Origin of the sequence: uncultured Sphingorhabdus sp., assembly GCF_937872355.1 — a bacterium.
GTDB lineage: Bacteria > Pseudomonadota > Alphaproteobacteria > Sphingomonadales > Sphingomonadaceae > Sphingorhabdus_B.
Window position 1 is genome coordinate 1 of sequence record NZ_CALMSV010000194.1, and the last position, 18,371, is coordinate 18,371.

At 57.2% G+C, this 18,371-nt stretch carries 19 protein-coding genes, 1 tRNA gene and 2 pseudogenes; 9 read left to right on the forward strand and 13 right to left on the reverse strand.

The window, feature by feature from the left end; genetic code table 11:
• The 3 genes from rplM to Q0239_RS12725 form a co-directional block, all read right to left on the reverse strand.
• Positions 1–401: 50S ribosomal protein L13 (gene rplM, locus Q0239_RS12715; RefSeq protein ID WP_298603440.1), on the reverse strand; the 401-nt coding region annotated here is incomplete at its 3' end.
• 135 nt (positions 402–536) lie between these two features.
• Entirely contained in the window at positions 537–785 is a 249-nt protein-coding gene (gene cutA / locus Q0239_RS12720) for a divalent-cation tolerance protein CutA (protein WP_298603441.1), read from the reverse strand.
• Positions 749–1,915, reverse strand: a complete 1,167-nt coding sequence (locus Q0239_RS12725; RefSeq protein ID WP_298603443.1) for a COX15/CtaA family protein — start codon at positions 1,913–1,915, stop codon at positions 749–751. The genes cutA and Q0239_RS12725 overlap by 37 nt, the downstream gene beginning before the upstream one ends.
• A 227-nt stretch (positions 1,916–2,142) precedes the next feature.
• Between Q0239_RS12725 and Q0239_RS12730 the strand changes: the two genes are divergently transcribed.
• Positions 2,143–2,508 carry a hypothetical protein gene (locus Q0239_RS12730; RefSeq protein ID WP_298603445.1) on the forward strand — a complete coding sequence of 122 codons (366 nt, stop codon included), beginning with the start codon at positions 2,143–2,145 and terminating at the stop codon, positions 2,506–2,508.
• Between the two features lie 95 nt (positions 2,509–2,603).
• Here the strand turns inward: Q0239_RS12730 and Q0239_RS12735 are convergent, their stop codons facing one another.
• Positions 2,604–4,661 carry a protein-disulfide reductase DsbD gene (locus tag Q0239_RS12735; protein WP_298603447.1) on the reverse strand — a complete coding sequence of 686 codons (2,058 nt, stop codon included), beginning with the start codon at positions 4,659–4,661 and terminating at the stop codon, positions 2,604–2,606.
• A complete protein-coding gene (locus tag Q0239_RS12740; RefSeq protein ID WP_298603449.1) occupies positions 4,661–5,026 on the reverse strand; it encodes a response regulator in 366 nt (121 codons plus the stop codon). Before Q0239_RS12740 ends, Q0239_RS12735 begins: the two co-directional genes overlap by 1 nt.
• 92 nt (positions 5,027–5,118) lie before the next feature.
• Here Q0239_RS12740 and Q0239_RS12745 point away from each other — a divergent pair, with 92 nt between their 5' ends.
• Genes Q0239_RS12745 through Q0239_RS12760 form a run of 4 tightly spaced genes read left to right on the forward strand, consistent with a single transcriptional unit; the run spans position 5,119 to position 7,643 of the window.
• Positions 5,119–5,382: a DUF3572 domain-containing protein gene (locus Q0239_RS12745; RefSeq protein WP_367276103.1), complete on the forward strand. Its 264-nt coding sequence runs from the start codon at positions 5,119–5,121 to the stop codon at positions 5,380–5,382.
• A complete protein-coding gene (locus Q0239_RS12750; protein WP_298603451.1) occupies positions 5,379–6,026 on the forward strand; it encodes an HAD family hydrolase in 648 nt (215 codons plus the stop codon). The genes Q0239_RS12745 and Q0239_RS12750 overlap by 4 nt, the downstream gene beginning before the upstream one ends.
• Positions 6,023–6,481 (forward strand): RidA family protein, encoded by a 459-nt coding sequence (locus tag Q0239_RS12755; protein WP_298603453.1) that lies wholly within the window; start codon positions 6,023–6,025, stop codon positions 6,479–6,481. Before Q0239_RS12750 ends, Q0239_RS12755 begins: the two co-directional genes overlap by 4 nt.
• Positions 6,482–6,491: 10 nt before the next feature.
• Complete coding sequence (locus tag Q0239_RS12760; protein WP_298603455.1) at positions 6,492–7,643, forward strand: GNAT family N-acetyltransferase; 1,152 nt, start codon at positions 6,492–6,494, stop codon at positions 7,641–7,643.
• On the opposite strand, the gene Q0239_RS12765 is transcribed toward Q0239_RS12760, so the two are convergent.
• From Q0239_RS12765 to Q0239_RS12780, 4 genes are read right to left on the reverse strand one after another with little or no spacing between them, the layout of a single operon-like run.
• Positions 7,640–8,935 (reverse strand): amidohydrolase family protein, encoded by a 1,296-nt coding sequence (locus Q0239_RS12765; RefSeq protein ID WP_298603457.1) that lies wholly within the window; start codon positions 8,933–8,935, stop codon positions 7,640–7,642. The two genes, Q0239_RS12760 and Q0239_RS12765, sit on opposite strands and share 4 nt — an antisense overlap.
• Entirely contained in the window at positions 8,935–9,354 is a 420-nt protein-coding gene (locus tag Q0239_RS12770; RefSeq protein ID WP_298603459.1) for a DUF2497 domain-containing protein, read from the reverse strand. Before Q0239_RS12770 ends, Q0239_RS12765 begins: the two co-directional genes overlap by 1 nt.
• Before the next feature lie 33 nt (positions 9,355–9,387).
• Entirely contained in the window at positions 9,388–10,851 is a 1,464-nt protein-coding gene (locus Q0239_RS12775) for a TolC family outer membrane protein (protein WP_298603462.1), read from the reverse strand.
• Positions 10,848–11,492 (reverse strand): protein-L-isoaspartate O-methyltransferase, encoded by a 645-nt coding sequence (locus Q0239_RS12780; protein WP_298603464.1) that lies wholly within the window; start codon positions 11,490–11,492, stop codon positions 10,848–10,850. The genes Q0239_RS12775 and Q0239_RS12780 overlap by 4 nt, the downstream gene beginning before the upstream one ends.
• A gap of 267 nt (positions 11,493–11,759) precedes the next feature.
• Here Q0239_RS12780 and Q0239_RS12785 point away from each other — a divergent pair.
• Positions 11,760–11,833 (forward strand) — tRNA-Cys (locus tag Q0239_RS12785).
• 840 nt (positions 11,834–12,673) lie between these two features.
• Here Q0239_RS12785 and Q0239_RS12790 read toward each other — a convergent pair.
• Both Q0239_RS12790 and Q0239_RS12795 read right to left on the reverse strand, forming a co-directional pair.
• Positions 12,674–14,053 (reverse strand): PLP-dependent aminotransferase family protein, encoded by a 1,380-nt coding sequence (locus tag Q0239_RS12790; RefSeq protein WP_298603466.1) that lies wholly within the window; start codon positions 14,051–14,053, stop codon positions 12,674–12,676.
• Between the two features lie 24 nt (positions 14,054–14,077).
• Positions 14,078–14,677 carry a DUF4304 domain-containing protein gene (locus Q0239_RS12795; protein WP_298603468.1) on the reverse strand — a complete coding sequence of 200 codons (600 nt, stop codon included), beginning with the start codon at positions 14,675–14,677 and terminating at the stop codon, positions 14,078–14,080.
• A gap of 128 nt (positions 14,678–14,805) precedes the next feature.
• Here Q0239_RS12795 and Q0239_RS12800 point away from each other — a divergent pair, with 128 nt between their 5' ends.
• From Q0239_RS12800 to Q0239_RS12810, 3 genes are read left to right on the forward strand one after another with little or no spacing between them, the layout of a single operon-like run.
• The gene (locus tag Q0239_RS12800) at positions 14,806–15,591 is read left to right on the forward strand and encodes a PhzF family phenazine biosynthesis protein (RefSeq protein WP_298603470.1); all 786 of its coding nucleotides are present in this window, start codon (positions 14,806–14,808) and stop codon (positions 15,589–15,591) included.
• Positions 15,592–15,595: 4 nt separating this feature from the next.
• A complete protein-coding gene (locus Q0239_RS12805) occupies positions 15,596–16,222 on the forward strand; it encodes a glutathione S-transferase N-terminal domain-containing protein (protein WP_298603472.1) in 627 nt (208 codons plus the stop codon).
• 16 nt (positions 16,223–16,238) lie between these two features.
• The gene (locus Q0239_RS12810) at positions 16,239–16,532 is read left to right on the forward strand and encodes a hypothetical protein (protein ID WP_298603474.1); all 294 of its coding nucleotides are present in this window, start codon (positions 16,239–16,241) and stop codon (positions 16,530–16,532) included.
• Between the two features lie 102 nt (positions 16,533–16,634).
• Here the strand turns inward: Q0239_RS12810 and Q0239_RS12815 are convergent.
• Positions 16,635–17,372: pseudogene (locus Q0239_RS12815) on the reverse strand (NAD(P)/FAD-dependent oxidoreductase); the annotation flags it as partial.
• Between the two features lie 63 nt (positions 17,373–17,435).
• Positions 17,436–18,304 (reverse strand): annotated as a pseudogene (mmsB, locus tag Q0239_RS12820) (3-hydroxyisobutyrate dehydrogenase).
• Positions 18,305–18,371 lie beyond the last annotated feature (67 nt).

The window sequence follows — 18,371 nt, forward strand, 5'->3', positions numbered from 1 at the left end:
CTGCCGGAATAGAGATGCAGCGCGCGCATCTGGTTGCGACCGAGCGGACCACGCGGGATCATGCGCTCGACCGCCTTTTCCAGCACGCGCTCGGGGAAGCGGCCGCCGAGCACTTTGTCGGCCGTCACTTCCTTGATGCCGCCGGCATAGCCGGTGTGCTTGTAATAGGTCTTCTGCTTCAGCTTGTTACCCGTCAGCCGCACCTTGTCGGCATTGATCACGACGACATGGTCGCCGCAATCGACATGTGGGGTAAAGCTCGGCTTGTGCTTGCCGCGCAGGATATTGGCGATAATCGTTGCCACGCGACCGACAACCAGACCGTCGGCATCAATGATATGCCAATCCTTCTGGACGTCCTGCGGGCGGATCGACTTCGTGACTTTGGACAGCGTTTTCATGGCTGCTGTTCGAACCTCCGATAGGGATGGGGTGCTGAGGAGAATCGAATCCTCATCAGCGGACGGGGGCTATTGGCGCGTGGGTGTGCAATAGTCAAGCAAATGCAGGCATTTTGAGGCGGGTATAATAATACCCTAGGCAAGAGTCTCCGCCTTGACCCACATGGCATAGGCCGGGTGGGCGGCATCTACCCGCCATGCCAAGATGGCCGGGACCTTGTGTCGATGCATCTGCGCAATCCGGTCAATGACTTCCTGCTGGCGCGATGCTGTGGTTTTGAGGATAACCGGATGTTCTTCGGCAGTCTCGATCTCGCCTTCCCACCGATAATGCGAGATAATCGGTGTCAGCCGGTTGGCGCAGGCCACAAGATTTTGTTCCAACAACGCACGACAGCAGTCATGCGCCTCACCCGCAGTGGGAAAAACGGCATAGACAATCGCCAGATGGGACCCTTTTCCCTGTAACCCCCTGTCCGCCCCAGCCGGTGTGCGCCCCAGCCCGTTGTAACGACGACCACCGCCCCGACGGCCTGATGCAGCACCGCCAGTGTGATGTTCATGCCAGTCATTACCGTGGCAATCCCTAACAATATCTGCGTTCCGAATGCTGAATGGACAGCAATCGAAATCGGCCGAGCGCCCGCTTTTTTAAGGTGCCTTGCCATCACCACCAGTGCGGCCACGGTAACCCAGGCCCACCAGCGGTGGATGAAATGGGTCAGGAACGGGTCGTGGGTCAGTGCAAACCACGCTCCGCGGCTCCAATCCACGCCATCGGGATACAACCTGCCATTCATTAGAGGCCAGCTGTTAGAGACATAGCCGGCATTCAATCCGGCCACCCAAGCGCCGAAAAGCAGCTGGAGGAAAAGGATCAATATTATGGTTAAGCTGAAGCCTGTCAGCCGCGCTGGGCGGTTTATGCCGCTTCGGGCAAGTTTATGGAGATCCAGAGCAGTCCAGATCAGTCCACCCATGATGAAAAGCGCGGTCAGGAGGTGCACGGCGAGGCGGAAATGGCTGACGTCGGTGCGCTCGCTGAGGCCCGACGATACCATCCACCAGCCTATCGTCCCCTGCAGCGCTCCAAGTGCCAGTAAAGCCAGTAAGCGCCCCTTATAACCATCTGGAATCTGGCGCTTGATCCAGAACCAGGCAAGCGGAATGGCAAATGCCAACCCGATTACGCGTCCCAACAGGCGATGTACCCACTCCCAGAAATAAATGAATTTGAATTCGGCGAGGGTCATTCCAGCCGGACCATTAATTTCAAGATATTCAGGGATTTGCTTATATTTCTCGAACTCTAGCGCCCATTGCACTTCGTTCAGCGGCGGGATGGCACCGGTAACGGGCTTCCATTCGGTGATGGACAGCCCCGATTCGGTCAGACGGGTGATCCCGCCGACAATCACCATCAGGAAAACAAGAAAAGCCACTGCAAACAACCAATTGGCTAGTTTCTGCGGCGCACCGATCCGGCTCGGCGCAAAGGGGGGTATGTCAGCCATGCGCGGGATATGATTACCGACAGGCCGCGTGGCAAGGCCCGGTTACGCATACCTATGCGTAAAATTATTCTGGACGAAGAACAGTTGCTTACTCGTCGTTACATTTATTTACGGGTGTAGAAAGTGGCGGGCAGCATAAAATATGTTACAAGCGTAATTATATGTCGCACAGCAAGTCTATTGTTTCTTTGCGACGCAAGCAACTTACGCTTTGTTTGGAATGACTTATGAGCGGCATGGCAGGCGGCTCGCTTTCGAGCGTGCCCAACGGAAAAATTATCGATTTTGATCGTGCGGAATTGCGGCGGGTTCCATTTCAGGATTCGCTGTATCTATGGGTTTCGGCACGGACGCCCGAGACCAGCCTCGAACTGCGTCTTGCACCGCGCATTTATCATGATCGCCCAGACTATTGGGGAATAGAGGTTGTCGCCATAAGCGCCCCGCAGGCCGATAATGATACGGGGGTCGATGCATCGTTAAATGTCGTTGAGCGATCGGTTCCCCTGGTCGGCATCATCGGGACAAAGGGCATTTCGGTCATCGGAGCAAACCAGACCAAATTCATCAAGATCGACGACGGGTCCTTTTAGGGTCGCACCCCGTTGTCATGGGGCGGGGGCAGGCCGCGATGTCTTTTCGAAGGCAGCACCTCAACATCGGCCTGCCTCCAAACCCTCGCAGTATCTCAGTCATCAATCGCTTCGGCTATAACGTCCGACGTCAGTATTTGTGGTAGTTCGTTGGCTTCCCCCTGCCGTGGATAGAACAGATAAAGTGGAACGCCCGACCGACCATGTTCGGTGAGGAAGCGCGCTATTGCTGCGTCCCGCCGTGTGAAATCGCCCACCATCACCTTGATGCCTTTCGCTTCAAACAGCCGGATTGTCTCATCGCGATTTATGACAGCCGTTTCATTCACTTTGCAGGTCACACACCAGTCCGCCGTGAAGTAGAGGAAGACGGGTGTTCCCTGCGCGCGGAGCTGCGCCAGCTTTCCGGCATCGAAAGGCAGTGCGCCCGGTATCGCAGGCTCGTCTTGCGCACCTGAATTGCGGCTTTCCGGAATGAACTGCGCGCCCGCTGCGACCGCCGTTATGCCCGCAATCAAAAGCAGAATCGGCGCTTTCGGCACTCTGGCCTGAACGGTGTGGTAGCCGATAAACATCGCCAGAAGAAGAACGGTTGCGACGATGCCTGTTACAAGGCCATCCGTCCCGGTCAAACGCCATAAAAGCCAGAGCAATGCCAGTGCAGTCAATCCCATCGGGATAGCCATCAGTCTGCGGAACCGCCCCAACCAAGGCCCCGGCTTGGGCAGCATGGCGCGCATCTGCGGCACATAGGCGATCACAAGGAATGGCAGGGCGATCCCGAATCCTAAGCTGGCAAATAGTAACATCGCCTCAACAGCGGGCAGCAAAAGCGCAGCACCCATGGCGGCCGCCATAAAGGGTCCCGTGCAGGGTGTAGCAACCACCGCCGCCAACACCCCCGTCCAAAATGATCCGGCCACTCCGGATTTTCGTGTCAGACCATCACCGAGAGCGAAACCCGGTAGCTCGAAAAGACCGGCAAGATTGGCCGTTACCGCAACCATCAGCGCCAGCAGTGCGAATATAACGACAGGCTCCTGCAACTGAAATGCCCAGCCAATTTCTTCCCCTGCAGCGCGTAGCGACAGCATGGTCACTCCCAAAGCCAGACAGCTCAAAACCACGCCCGCTGTATAAGCCAGCGCATCTCGCCGCGCTTCGCGCTGGTCGCCTCCGGCTTTGGCCAGCGTGAGCGCCTTCAGGCCAAGGATCGGAAAGACGCACGGCATAAGGTTCAGCAGCAGCCCTCCGACCAGCGCCCCCAGAAGCAGCCATGGCAATGCGGGCAGGGCAGGAACCGCGGGTGCCAGCTTGTCGCTCGCGCCCAATGCCGCCACTTCATCGCCACCTTTGGGAATGGGGCCGGCGACCGTGCGGATCATTAACCCCTGTCCATCGCCAATCCGCAACAAACCTTCAACCGGTGCCGCCTGCCCCTGCGCTTCGGTTGTGATGATCAACCAGTCACCGGCCCTACGCGCGGTTTGCGGTGCTGCATAACGGAGGCGATCGGTCGTCAGCGCAAAAAAATAGGGGCGGTCGAGCGGTGCACTGGCCGGAAAGGGAATGGCGATCTCATATCGCTTGCCGCTGATGGCATAGCGCGCATTTTGATCCAGCGGCACAGGGATTGCGCTTCGCCATTGATCGAATTGCTTGCGCTTGGTTACTTCGACAGTGCCGTCACCTGCCCGCAACTGCAGCGTGAAGCGGTCCTGTTGCGGGACGCATATTTTATCGGTGCATGCCAGCCAATTAGCAGCTACCTCCAATGGCACCGAAGTGCCGGACGGCACCGAACGGTCAATCGCCAGATCAACCAGTATTGCGTGCGGCTCTTCATATACATGGTTCATCAATCCGCCGATCAGCAGCGGCTTGGGAACAGGAAAGCGGGGCTTGCCAAGCGTGATTCCGGTGGGGAGCTTCCATTCCAGTTGAAGTCCTAGTCCGGCATCTCCGGGATTTTCCCAGTAGCCGTGCCAACCCGGTTTGGGCTCAAAGACGAAGGCGAGAGTGACGGTCGAGCCGGGTGCAGGAACATCGGTTTCGGCGACAAGACGGCCGGGAACATTCAACTGCTGGGCAGATGCGACTTGGGCGCCCAGCAGCGCCAAAGCGACCAGCAGCCACTTAAAAAGCCAATGCATCAGCCGGTAATCGCTTTCACTGCACCCAGAAACTGAACCATCCCGACAGGCTTCGACAGATAGGCGCGTGCGCCCGCGCCCAATATGCGTTCCTCGTCGCCCTTTCCGGCATAAGCGGTCACGGCAAGCACCGGGATCGGTTTGAGGTCTGCCTCACTCTGCATGGCTTCGATCAGGTCGAGGCCGCTGACATGCGGCATCTGGATGTCCATGATTACCAGATCAGGTTGAAACGTGCGCATATGTGCAAAAGCTTCCCGACCATCACGCAGGCCTTCGACGTCAAACTGGTGCGCGCGTAGCAGGTCGGTGAACAATTTGAGGTTCAGCTCATTATCCTCGACGATCAGAACCTTCTTGCTCACAACATTCCCTTTAGCATTGGCCATTTTGCTGCCTAGGCAGCGCCGCCGCTTTCGCTTAAGCGAAAGCTATGCTCGAAACAAATGCGAAAAGCTTGGGCCAAATTCAAGCCGACCCGGCAACGCTTGCCCTGAGTGCGCTTGGCTGGATTCTATCGGATTCCGAACGCGCCTCAAGGATGCTTGCGCTCACCGGGCTCACGCCCGATATATTACGCCACGACATATCCCAAAAATCGACACAGGCGGCGATCCTATCCTTTCTTGAAGCCCATGAACCTGACCTGGTTGCCGCTGCCGACCATATGAATGTGAAACCTGAGGCGCTCGTGCGCGCCCGAATGGAGCTGGAAGCATGAGCCGCCCCTTGCTGATTTCCGATTGCGACGAGGTGCTGCTGCACATGGTCGTCCCCTTCCGCGATTGGCTCGACGAGGTGCACCACATCCATTTCGATTTGGTCCATGGCGACTGGGGTGAAGCGCTGCGCCACAAACATGATGGCACTCAGGTCGAGCGTGGCCATGTCTGGAACCTCTTGAACGGCTTTTTCCTGACCGAGATGCATCGGCAGCAGCCGATCGATGGTGCGGTTGATGCCATCAACCGGATAGCTGAGCATGCCGATGTCGTGATACTGACCAATTTGATGGATCATCATAATGAATCGCGTGTCCAGCAATTGCGCGCGGTCGGTATCGATGCACCGGTCTATACCAACCAGGGCGGCAAGGGCGAGGCGCTGGCGCGGATTGTCGAACGCTATAATCCCAGCGTTGCCGTGTTCGTAGACGATCTTGGCCATCAGCATGAATCGGTGGCTGAAACCCTGCCCGATGTTTGGCGCCTGCAATTTGTAGGCGAGCCGATATTGTGGCAACGCGTCCAATCATCGCAATTGGCGCATGCCCGCATTGATCTGTGGCATGAGGCCGAGCATTGGATTACCGATAAACTGCTTGCGGGGAGCCCCGCGCCCAATATTCAGAAAGAACCTGTATGATCGAAGCCCGCCTTGCTGAACTTGGCATCACCCTTCCCGAACCCGCCGCACCGGTTGCCTCCTATGTACCGACGGTTGAAGTTGGTGGGCTACTCTACATTTCGGGGCAGGTGTCGTTCGTTGATGGAAAGCTGATGACGGGCAAGGTGGGCGATAGCCGCAGCGAGGATGAGGGCATATTGGCGGCGCAAGGTTTCGGACAGAAGCCGATGGCCCAGAGGCAAAAGGCGCTGGGATCGCTCGACCGCGTGGAGCGGATCGTCAAACTGGGCGCCTTCGTCGCCTCCACACCCGATTTCACCGGCCAACCCAAGGTTGCCAATGGCGCTTCGGATCTGATGGAGGCGGTGTTTGGCGATGCCGGCAAACATGCGCGTAGCGCAGTGGGCGTTCCCGTCCTGCCGCTCGATTCTACGGTAGAGATTGATGCGATTGTGGCGGTGAAGCCAGCTTGAGGTAAGCGATATGGCGGAAGGCGACACGCCCGACGACCCGATCATAGCCCAGATTGCCGAAAGCGTATCCGCGCTGGATGCGGCGCAATGGGATGCGCTCAACATAGCCGCCAACCCTTTTGTCGGCCATGCCTTTCTCAGAGCATTAGAAGAATCGGGAAGTGTTGGCTCGGGAACCGGCTGGTCACCAACGCCGATTACCATTCGCGATACAGACGGGGATCTTTGTGGCGCGCTACCGGCCTATCTCAAATCACACAGCCAGGGCGAATATGTCTTCGATCACGCCTGGGCCGATGCTTATGAAAGGGCGGACGGGCGCTATTATCCGAAGCTGCAGATCGCAGCACCCTTTTCACCGGTGCCGGGTCCGCGACTTTTGGCGAAAGATGATGTTGTAGCGCTTAAACTTCTTCGAGCTGCCGAAAGCGTGGTGCTGCAAAATGGCCTGTCGTCGGCGCACGCAACTTTTGTCGACGAAGGACAGCTCGATCTTTTCCGCAAGGCCGGATGGCTGATCCGTTCGGGCACGCAATTCCATTGGGCGAATGTCGGCTATTCCAGTTTCGATGATTTTCTAGCGACACTCGCCTCGCGCAAGCGGCGGGCCATCCGTAAGGAACGCGCCGCTGCACAATCGGCGGTCGACATTCAGAATTTGCGTGGGGATCAGATCCTGCCCGAACATTGGGACATGTTCTGGGTCTTCTATCAGGACACCGGCGCGCGCAAATGGGGGCGGCCTTATCTGACGCGGGCCTTTTTCGATTTGATCGCTGAAAGCATGAGCGACAGCATCGTCCTTTTCCTTGCATATCGGGGCGGACAGCCAGTGGCGGGCGCGCTCAACCTGCTCGGGCCCGATTGCCTCTATGGCCGCTATTGGGGATGTGTCGAAGACATCCCCTTCCTGCATTTCGAGCTGTGCTATTATCAGGCAATCGACTTCGCGATTGCCCATGGCTTGGCTCGGGTCGAGGCGGGTGCACAGGGCGAGCACAAGCTGGCGCGCGGCTATTTGCCGGTAACGACATGGTCGGCGCATTTCATTGCCGATCCGGGCTTCCGCTCGGCTATCGAGGATTTTCTGGTGCGCGAACGTCGCGCGGTAGATCGAGAGCAGGAATTTCTGGCCGAACTGGGGCCGTTCAAACGCGGTTAGCGGACAAGCTCGCCGCCCTTCATGACGTGGTCGACTGCCTCCAGCGCGGCAATGTCGGCGAGCGGATCGGCCTTCAACGCCACCAGATCAGCGAAGCGGCCCGGGGATATGCTGCCCAGCTCATGCTCCTTGCCCAACAGCTCGGCGGCGCGGATGGTTGCGGACTGGATCGCCTGCATCGGCGTCATCCCGTAGCGCACCATATATTTAAACTGTCGCCCGTTGACCCCGTGCGGATAGACACCGCTGTCGGTGCCATAAGCTATTTTGATGCCCATTTTTACCGCCTTGGCAAAGCCTGCGCGCTGGACGTCGGTGGTTTCGCGATTCTTGCGCAGATATTCCTCGGGCCAGCCCTCTTTGGTGCCGATATCATCGATATAATCACCATTATAAATATCCATCACCAGCCAGGTGCCCTTGGCCTTGGCGAGCTTCAGCGCCTCGTCGTCGATCAGGCTGGCATGCTCAATCGAACGGACACCGGCGGCAATCGCATTTTTGATACCCTGCGCGCCATGGGCATGGGCGGTCACATAGACACCGCGCTTAGCGGCGATATCGACGACCGCTTTCATTTCCTCAACGCTCAGCTCGGGTTCACCGGGCTCGGTACCGATGGCGAGGACCGCGCCGGTCGCAATGAGCTTCAGGAAATCGGCGCCTTCTTCAATGAAATATTCGGCATTGGTCGCTGCTTGCTCGGGCCCGACCGAAACGCCATAGCGCATGTCCTCGGGCAGCTTTTCATTGTCGGTGACGCCGTTGAGTTCGCCACCGCCGCCGGGCTTGGTGATATAGCCGCCTGCAACAAACATACGCGGCCCGGGCACGCGGCCCATGTTGATCGCGTCTTTCAACGCAACATCGGTAAGCCCGCGATAAGTGCCGACATCGCGCACCGTCGTGAATCCCGCCATAAGCGTGTCACGCGCATTTTTTGCGCCAATCAGCGCAGTGGCTGCAGGGGAAGATTTGAGTGGCAGCGCCAAATCCGCGCTCTGCCCGGCGTCGGCAAGGTGGGTGTGCAGGTCCATCAGGCCGGGAAGCACGGTATAGGCGGACCAGTCGATTGTCCGGACGCTTTCGGGTTGCCTCTTGCACGGCTCGACGGCCGAAATCTTCTCGCTCGCAATGGCTATGCAATGACCGGATAGCAGCTTGCCGCTGGTAACGTCGACGATACGGCCTGCGATCACATATCGATCAATGGTTGGCGCATCCTGTGCGCTAACGGGTAAAGTAAGAATTGCGGCTGTGGCGGCCAGCGCCAGCAAAGCAGGAAGGCGCATCAGCCCTTCTTGGTGATGCGTTCGATTTCGCGCGCAACCATTGCTTCGACAATGCCGGGCAGGTTGGTGTCGAGCCATTCCTTGAGCATCGGCTTCATCAATTCGCGGGTCAGGCCTTCAAGCGAAGTCTCGCCCGAGCGGACGATTTGCGGTGCTACGCCGGGCTCGGAAAGCGTCTGCAGCACCGAGAAGCTCTGGCGCAGGCTCTGCGCCTTGCCCGTATCGAGCAATTCTTCGTCGCGCTCATCGGCAGCGGCTTCCGTCAGTTCGAGGACATCCTCATTTTCGCTGTCGTCGCGGAGTGTTTCGCGGGCAGGGCGGCGCGAGTTGATGGCGCGCGAACGGTCTTCATCGGCGATGATCTTCTTGATCGAAGACAGGATCGCTTCCATCGATGGTTCGTTCCGATCAGTTGCCATGTGCCAACGCCCCTAAATGCCCCACTGATTCCCTTAATATTTGGGAAGTGGCTCTATTTCTGCCTTTTGGGCAGGTGTGTCAACCGTGCGGGTGGCCTTGGCGGTTGGGTCGGGTTTGGAGTCCCAATCGAACCAGCTTCCCTTGACTGCATCATATTCGGCAACCGGGTCATAGAGCGGGCCGCCTTCAAGACCCAGATCACGTGCTTCGGCCCGGCCCATGGCAGCGAGCAAGGAGAAGCCCGCGACATAGGCGTTGCGGCGCGCGGTGACGAGCTGGACCTTGCTGTTGAGCAGTTCTTGCTCGGCATTCAAAATGTCGAGAATGGTGCGGTTTCCGACGCTGTTCTCGGCGCGGGTACCCTCAAGCGACAATTCGTTTGCCGACACCGCGCGTTCGGATGCCGCAATTACATCTTGCGACGCTTTCCAGCTGGCATAGGCTGCGCGGGTCTGCGCGATGGCTTCGCGCTCGGCGGCGATTTCCTGCTCGATCGCCTGACCCATCCGGGCTTGCGCCTGGCGGATCTGGGCTGCGGGCTGACCACCCTGATACAGCGGTAAAGTCGCGCGTATGCCGACCTGAGCTGAGGTTGAGGTCTTGTCGAACGGGGCGAGTGTGCCCGAATCGATGCTACCAAAATTGTTCGAATAGCTGCCCGATCCAAAGCCGGCGACCTGTGGCAAGCGACTGGCTTCGGCTCCCTTGCGGTCGAAGCGGGCGGCTTCGCGCAGCTCCTTCGACGCAATCAGGTCGGGATTATTCTCTAGCGCAACGGTAACCGCAGCGTCAGGTGACTCGGGCAGATTGGGTAGCGGCGGCGGGGCCTCGAGATTTGCAGGCGCCTTGCCGACCAGCTGGATATAGATTTCCTTCGAACGAATGAGGTTTGCGCGCGCCGCCTCCATGCTGCTCGTCGCAAGCGCCAGCCTTGCTTCCGACTGCGCCACATCGGTGCGGGTCAGATCGCCAATCTCGAACCGGTCGCGCGTGGCTTCCAGGTTCACCTGCAATACGCCGACCTGCGCCCGGTTGAGTTCGACAATCGCTTCGTCGCGGATCACGTCCATATAGGCAGCGACAACGGCAGAGAAAATCGCGCTTTCGGTTGCCCGCAATCCGGCAAAGCCTGCCTCGACCCGATTCTCGGCTGCACGCACCGCATTTTTGACTGCACCACCGAGATAGAGCGGCACAGTCACGTCAGCCCGCCCGTTCAGCGTACGGTCGGGCGTGAAATTGGTGCCATCTGACCTCGGAAACAACTCCGTATAGGTGGCGCTGGTGCTGACATCGGGACGTCCATTGGCCTTGGCAATCGGAACCGCTTCGTTCACTACCTTCTGGCCTTCGCGCGCACCCGTCAGCGTCGGGTTGGTCTGATAGGCCTCGGCCAGCGCCTCACGCAGCGTGTCCGCCGACGCAGGCGTAGCTATCGCCAGCGCAGCCGTCGCAGCGAGCAGAAGCGCATGAACTTTCCCTAGTTTGTTGCTCAAAACACGAATTCCTTCGCGCGCTCAAAGCCAGGCAACGGGGCAATTTCGATGTCGGCCAATGGGCGCAACGCGACATGGCCTCCATATTTGGTACCGCTTGCCAGCCTGCACACTGGCCCTTCGACAATCCCCGTAACGATCCGGCCGCCCTCGGACAGTTGCCCTTCAATTGTCTCGGGAAGCTGTTCAACGGCGCCGTCTATAAGGATCAGGCTATATGGAGCGCTTTTCTTGCTACCCTCGCTAAGCGCGGCTTCGACGATGTCGAGCCCTGGAACATTGGCGCGAGCTGCCGAAGCCAATTCCGCTTCAGCTTCAATGGCAACCAGTTTTGCGACACGTCCGGCCAGCAACGCTGCCATATATCCTGTGCCAGCCCCTATCAGCAGCACATTGTCCTTCCCCGTTATGCCGGCAGCCTGCAACATTTCGGCAGTCGCCAATGGTGGATTGAGCATACGGCCATTGCCGAGCGGAACCGACCGATCCAAATAGGCAAACGCCTCCTTACCCGCAGGCAGGAACTTTTCGCGGGGCAGTTCGCCCATCGCCTTTACGATCCATGCTTCGGTAATGCCGTTGGTTCTTAGCTGGCTGTCGATCATGTGCCGACGGTTGGTTTCCGATTGCGCTGACTGCATAAGACTTTCCGCTGCCGCTATTTTATGGCTCGATTGTTACTGACACAACTGTATTGTAGATGCAATACAGCCTTTCGATTCTCTTCTAGTGAGCGCAGGCGCAAAGTCCAAGCCGCTTTCGGACAAACGTACGAATTTGCCATGCAAGTGGCGTCGCTTTGTTTCCGGCCTGTTGCCAAATGGTCGCGAATCGGATTGCAAAGCGCAAATCCAGCCGCTAGGGACGCGCTCCTGCACCACATGTGACGCTTTTCTGTCGCAGCGCGAGGCCCGATGGCGGAGTGGTGACGCAGAGGACTGCAAATCCTTGCACGCCGGTTCGATTCCGGCTCGGGCCTCCAAGCATATTACCTCTAAACCGCAGAACGGGATCTCCGGCCGGAAAGTCGCCGATTTCGGCGATTTTCTGTATGCAGTTCTGCATTTATTTGGTCTCTAGCTGTCGAAAACAGGGGTGGAAACCGGCCAGATTTGGCCAGAGTCTCTGCGCGGAATTTGGCTGTGACGGTTTCGCGAGAGACGATGACAGCTATTGGCCGGTTGCGGAAGTTCGTAGTTTTAGGGCGGAGAGCACGTTGTTGCGAAAAGCGACATTCCCAAAAATTTTTCCGTTCGTACTCTCAAAACTGGGCCAAGAGCGACATAAGGCCGTCAATTCCCTATATCCGAATGCGCTTTTAAGAAGCCACCAGAGTAAATATCTGACCCCAAGAAACTTCCGTCTTTTCGCCAACCAACGAGGTCGATCGCCCCGGATATTCAATATGAGAGGTGGCTTAGTAGAATTGACGCAGGTCGAAACTAAGGGATTGTAATGGATGGTTTACGTCTATTGAAGCCATTGGAGCGGAGTTGGCGAAGCTGCTACACGGGCGTACACCGACGGCTTCAGACTGAACCAAGATAAGCAAAGCGGTACGCACCATGCTGGACGCCAAGATTGCGACTTTAGAGCGTATGCGCGACCGCCTTGATAGCTGTATAGGTTGCGGCTGCCTTTCGCTGAAGAAATGTGCACCGTACAATCCCGACGTTCGGGTTTCTGCGCGGGGGCCAGGCTCGCAACTGGTGTTGGTTAGCTGAAACTCAACTTGGCGCCGTTTTCCGGCGCTTGCGCCGTCGGGCCCAGATGCTTGCAAGGCAAACTGGTTGGTCTGATTATACCTTCGTGCGAGGAAACTTCAAACGACCACCCGGTTGTTATCCCGCGAAGGGCGGATGATGGCTTGCTTGAGCTTGCTTAGCCCTTTTTGCAACTCATCTGAACTACAAGGAGCTCCTAGACTAAGCCGAATACCACAAGGTGCATCTTCACTCGCGCGCTGAAGTGAAGGGTCAGCGACCCTGATGCCAAGTTCGTGCGATTGTCGCATTATGTCGTCGATCTGCAGGTGGTTGAACTGCAACCACAAATGGAGAGTGGAGGCGGGGGAAGGGATTTCAGCAACGCCATTCAGTTCTTCCAGCGCAACCGCCAACCGCAGCGCCATTTCAGCTCTGACCTTTTCGGCAATCGTGATCGCCCGACCGTCAGATATCCATTCGGTCGCAATGCGATTGGCAATTCCAGCGGCGGAAAAGGTGGTAGCCCGCATGGCAAGTATGGCCTTGTCGAGCATCTGCCGATCAGGGACCTGCATAAAACCAGATCGCAGGCCCGGCATAACCGATTTCGAGAGACTGGTAATATATATCGTTCTTTCGGGGATGAAATTCACCAGCGGTTCGAGGGCAAGGTCAGCCGCAAAATGACCGTAAACGTCGTCTTCGATGACCAGCAAATCATGGCGCTTGGCGATTTCGGCAATCTCGCTCCTCCGTGCCATGCTCATCGTGCGGGCAGTTGGGTTTTGGATGGTGGGTGTGCAAAACAGAGCCCGCGCACGTGTTTCTGCGATCGCCTTTTCCAAGGCCGCCGGGCACAAACCTTCCCGGTCAAGGGCAACGCCATATAGGCGCCCACCCAGATGCTCGGCCGCAGCTCTAGCCCCCCAATAGGTTGCGGCTTCGCATAAGATCAAGTCGCTTTTCTCGAATGCGATGCCAAATGCGACGGCAAGCGCCTGTTGTGCGCCAATCGTGCAGGCTGTGGCTCGCCAGTCGGCTTCCGCCACTCGACCAGCCAATTGCATCCACAAGACACCTGCCTTGCGAGCAGTCTCGGTACCGATGGGCGGCGCATAGATGAAAGCATCTGCGTCGAAGCCTCGTTTTCCAAACGTGCGAAAGGTAGCTGATAGCTCAGCGTTCGCAGGTGCGGCTGGAGGAACATTGATCGAAAGGTCGATCTCTGAATCTTGCAAATTTGCCGAACGGCGGCTTCGATCGGTCACGTAGCTGCCACGCCCGACATGTGCCTCGATCAGGTTTCGGCGTTCTGCTTCTTCATAGGCCTTCGTTATTGTACCGACGCCGAGTTTCAGTTGAAACGCCAGTTCGCGGTGCGGGGGCAAGCGGTCTCCAGGCTTCAGCGCGCCGCAATCAATGTCGCGCTGCATTGCGTCTGCCAATGCAAGATAGAGCGGTGCCTTGTCCCGGTTCAGCGTGGGTATCCAGTTCATTGTCATCCCAATTCAAAATGGTTGTCAACCATCGACCGACCGCAAGAGAATGCGCGCATGAACGACAGAAGCGCGGCCAATCGAATGAATTTCATCCCAGTCTGGCTCAGTATTGCCGAAGACGGCCATTTCAAGCCACTCGAAATGACGATCGCAATGTTTACGAAGCAGCGTACCTGCCGCCTGAGCCGCGGCCGCCATCGACTTTGCATTGTTCTCGTAACACCACCATATTTCGCCGTTGCCGTTCGTCCATCGCGAGCGAACTGCGCACTCAATTTCCTTAAAAGGGGTGCGCCCTTCGGCCGCCAGAATTATCGGCTGCATTCCAAAATTCACTACAAAACAGCCGCCATAATTTAAGCGCTGGAGCGAAATTGCCTGAAAGGAACGCTGCGTCACGCGACAAAAATCACTTCCCTTGCCGGAGAAACCAAGATCGCGAAGGACGGGCACCAAATGGGATTTCCATGCATGGCCAATTTTCGGCTTAACCAGTTCGGTAGAATTGGGCAGCGCTAGAGAGTTCAGTTCGGCGTCCATCACTATCCGAGCTGCTTCATCGGGATTGAAGGTGAAAGGAAGCCCAGCCAACTCATTCAACTCGTTCGCATTGAGCTTCAAAATAGCCTCCGTGGGTTCCTGCGGTTCCAAATGTCAAGCTTTGGAGTATTGTATTGCATGACAATGTCAAGATTGACACGTGAGTCAATCGCAACAATTTTATAGCTCAATCAAAAAAAGAGAGTGCCATGCCTTATCCCATTTATGTCATCGATGCCTTCACTAGCGAGCGGTTCGCGGGAAATCCCGCCGCGGTTGTTCTGTTTGACCAATATCCCGAAGATGTCGTCTTGCAGGCCATTGCCGCCGAAAATAATCTCGCCGAGACCGCCTTTCCGGTGCGCCGAAGCGACGGTGATTGGGACCTGCGCTGGTTTACGCCGACGGTAGAAGTCCCGCTTTGCGGCCATGCAACGCTTGCCAGCACCTTTGTGCTTTTTACCCATGTCATCCCAGAAGCGCGGAAAATCGTGTTCCACACCCGGCAATCGGGCCAGCTGAGCGTGCATCGGCAGGGTGACAAAATCAGCATGGATTTCCCGGCCAAATCTTTTGATCGCGTTGAAGAGGATTTGTCGTCGTTGTTCGGTACCGAAACTCCTGAAATCTACAAAAATGCAGCATTTACGATGGTGGTGCTGCCCGACGCAGAAGCCGTTTCCAGCTTCGTTCCCGACCGATCCAGAATATTGGAGCTTGATCGCGACGGCCTGATAATCACCGCTCCAGGTGGATCGCAATTCGATTGCGTCAGCCGCTTTTTCACGCCTGCCCACGGAATCGATGAAGATCCCGTGACAGGTGGCGCACATACAATGATTGCACCTTATTGGGCCGACCGGCTGGGGCGTCCCAATCTTCGCGCTTATCAAGCATCGGCGCGCGGCGGGTCGATGGAATGCCGCGTTGCGGATGGAAGGGTCGAGATGCGTGGCCAATGCGCTCCTTATATGTCGGGTCAGATCGAGGTTTGATGATATGCTGCGCTTGCACGGCTATGCCACCTCAATCAATGTGCGCAAGGTTCTCTGGCTCTGCGCTGAGCTTGGGCTGGATGTCGAACTGATCGATCGCGGAACGGCAACAAATCCAGTCGACGACCCCGTTTTCGTGCGTCTCAACCCATTCGGCCTTGTCCCTGTGCTTGACGACGGCGGCTACATTCTGCCTGAATCCAATACAATCCTGCGTTATCTTTGCCGACGGGAACAGCGAGCTGACCTATTACCTCAAAAAGCCGTGGCGGCTGCAAATGTCGAACGATGGATCGATTGGCAGGCGACCGACTTCAATGACAGCTGGCGTTATGCCTTTTTGGCGTTGGTCCGTAAGCGCCCTGGCTTCGATGATCCGGAACTGATCAACCGATCGATCGAGGCCTTCGATGCAAAAGCCAAGATCGTCGAGGAGCAACTCGCGAAGACGGGTGGCCATATCGCGGACAAGGAGTTCACCCTCGCCGACATCCCCATCGGCCTCTCACTCCGGCGCTGGTTTGCGATGGCCGTTGATCGACGCGATCTGCCCAATGTTCGGCATTATTATGAACGTCTGTGCGAACGCCCCTCATTTCTGTCATTTGGCGGCCCCGACGCACCGGCATGAATTTGCAGTCATTATCGTGTCGATCAACCGTAAGACTCACAATACCAATTATGGTATCGATAATAGCGGCGATCGTAGGTCCTTAAATTTCTGCGAAGATTTCTACCGCCTGCAACGGGCTTCGCGCATCCGCCGGCCGATCTTCCGAATCTCTTTGGTTCCAGGCGATCGTGTCGACCTGCTAGCTGATCTGGTGGCAGCGAACATAGGAACGTGCCTGATTGGCAGATATCTCGTTTTCCAGAGCCAGTCTGATACGGGCGCCATTGGCCGCAAAGCAGAGATTCAGGGGGCGTTGACAATCCACTGATGAAGTCGCGAAACGCGACATTCAAACACCCGGTGAACGGCAGCACGGTTGGATGCTCTGAAAGGCCGACCCAAGGAAATGTATTTTGGTAGCGTCAAAGGCCGATGGGATGATGCCAATGCCCACAATAACCATTTGCGCGGGGATGACGCTGCCATCTCCCAAGAGCACGCCAGTTACCTTGCCGTCTCGGCCTTCCAGCGCATCGACCGCCACGTCTGTTCGTAAATCTACGCCGTGCGCGCGATGTTCAGCCTCATAGAATTGTGACAGCTCTGGCCCGGCAACGCGCGCAAGCACGCGCGGTAAGGCTTCGAGCAGCACGACCTTCTTGCCCAGTTTGGTCAGCACCGCTGCGGCCTCAAGCCCAATATAACCGCCGCCGATCACCACGACCTGATTGACCGCAGCCAGTTCCGACATGATGGCATCCGCATCTGCGCGGTTTCGAACACAATGGACGCCGCCCAGATCGCCACCGGGGATTGGGAGTTTGCGCGGATCGCCACCTGCTGCCCAGATCAGCGAGTCATAGGTGCGCGTCGTTCCATCATCGAGTTTCACGGTCTTCGCTGCGGAATCGACGACTTCAACCGAACGCCCCAGCACCAGGTCGACGTGTTTTTCTTCCCAAAAGGCACGCGGCCGAATGTAGATGCGTTCGAACTCCTTTTCGCCCGCCATATATTCCTTGGAAAGCGGCGGGCGTTCATAAGGAGGTTCTTCTTCACGCCCGATGATCGTCACCGGGCCGGAATAGCCGTTCTGCCGGAGCGCAATCGCCGCTTGCGCACCTCCATGCCCGCCCCCGACTATGATTACGGATTTGCCCTGATACATCGGTGTGCCTTTAGCTCCAAAACTGAATTCTTGCCCTCACAATCACGCACGACTTTGCAGAATTCAAAAACTATTGATGATCGCCGAGAAATCGAGACCGCCCTGTCCTGCTTTGTCAAAGGCGTCGTAAAGCGCAGCGGCCTTTTCACCCATCGGCACGTCGGCGTTCACCGAGGCAGCCGCCTCCTTCGCCAGCTTCAAATCCTTGAGCATCAGTGCGGTTGCGAAGCCGCCCTGATAGTCGTTGTCTGCCGGCGATTGAGGGCCAACGCCCGGAACCGGGCAATAGCTGGTCATCGACCAGTTTTGGCCCGAAGCCTTGGATGAGATGTCGTAAAAGGTCTGCAGATCGAGACCCAGTTTTTCAGCGAGCACAAATGCCTCACAGGTTGCAATCATCGATGCGCCGAGCAGCATGTTATTGCAGATCTTCGCTGCCTGCCCGGCGCCACTTGCCCCTGCATGGATTACAGCCTTGCCCATGACAGCGAGGATCGGTTCTGCACGTGCAAAAGCGCTGTCACTTCCACCGACCATGAAGGTCAGCGTACCGCCATTCGCGGCGGCAATGCCACCGGATACCGGCGCATCGACCATCTCATAACCTGCAGCGGTCGCATCTGCCGTCACCTTACGCGCGGTATCGACATCGATGGTCGAGCAATCGAGCAGGATCGCCCCCGCAGGCGCTTGGCCAATGACATCGCCTTCATAGACGCTGTCGACGATCTTGCCGTTAGGCAGCATCGAGACGACCGCCTCCGCGTCGGCCACAGCCTCTCGCACGCTGGTAAAGGTCGCGCAGCCATTTTCCTTCGCGCGCGCCAGAGCATCCGCCGACAGGTCAAACGCATTAACCGCATGCCCTGCTTTCACAAGGTTCGCAGCCATCCGCCGCCCATATTGCCTAGACCGATAAAGGCTATTTTCATGCTTATTGTCCTTTCCAGTTGCCCGGACGTTTTTCGATAAAGGCAGCCATGCCTTCCTTCTGATCTT

Bases quoted from the DNA above. Each gene is read 5' to 3' on its own strand.
- Q0239_RS12725 (WP_298603443.1), bottom strand. From the start codon at position 1,915: ATGGCTGACATACCCCCCTTTGCGCCGAGCCGGATCGGTGCGCCGCAG.
- Q0239_RS12730 (WP_298603445.1), top strand. From the start codon at position 2,143: ATGAGCGGCATGGCAGGCGGCTCGCTTTCGAGCGTGCCCAACGGAAAA.
- Q0239_RS12735 (WP_298603447.1), bottom strand. From the start codon at position 4,661: ATGCATTGGCTTTTTAAGTGGCTGCTGGTCGCTTTGGCGCTGCTGGGC.
- Q0239_RS12750 (WP_298603451.1), top strand. From the start codon at position 5,379: ATGAGCCGCCCCTTGCTGATTTCCGATTGCGACGAGGTGCTGCTGCAC.
- Q0239_RS12755 (WP_298603453.1), top strand. From the start codon at position 6,023: ATGATCGAAGCCCGCCTTGCTGAACTTGGCATCACCCTTCCCGAACCC.
- Q0239_RS12760 (WP_298603455.1), top strand. From the start codon at position 6,492: ATGGCGGAAGGCGACACGCCCGACGACCCGATCATAGCCCAGATTGCC.
- Q0239_RS12765 (WP_298603457.1), bottom strand. From the start codon at position 8,935: ATGCGCCTTCCTGCTTTGCTGGCGCTGGCCGCCACAGCCGCAATTCTT.
- Q0239_RS12770 (WP_298603459.1), bottom strand. From the start codon at position 9,354: ATGGCAACTGATCGGAACGAACCATCGATGGAAGCGATCCTGTCTTCG.
- Q0239_RS12780 (WP_298603464.1), bottom strand. From the start codon at position 11,492: ATGCAGTCAGCGCAATCGGAAACCAACCGTCGGCACATGATCGACAGC.
- Q0239_RS12790 (WP_298603466.1), bottom strand. From the start codon at position 14,053: ATGAACTGGATACCCACGCTGAACCGGGACAAGGCACCGCTCTATCTT.
- Q0239_RS12800 (WP_298603470.1), top strand. From the start codon at position 14,806: ATGCCTTATCCCATTTATGTCATCGATGCCTTCACTAGCGAGCGGTTC.
- Q0239_RS12805 (WP_298603472.1), top strand. From the start codon at position 15,596: ATGCTGCGCTTGCACGGCTATGCCACCTCAATCAATGTGCGCAAGGTT.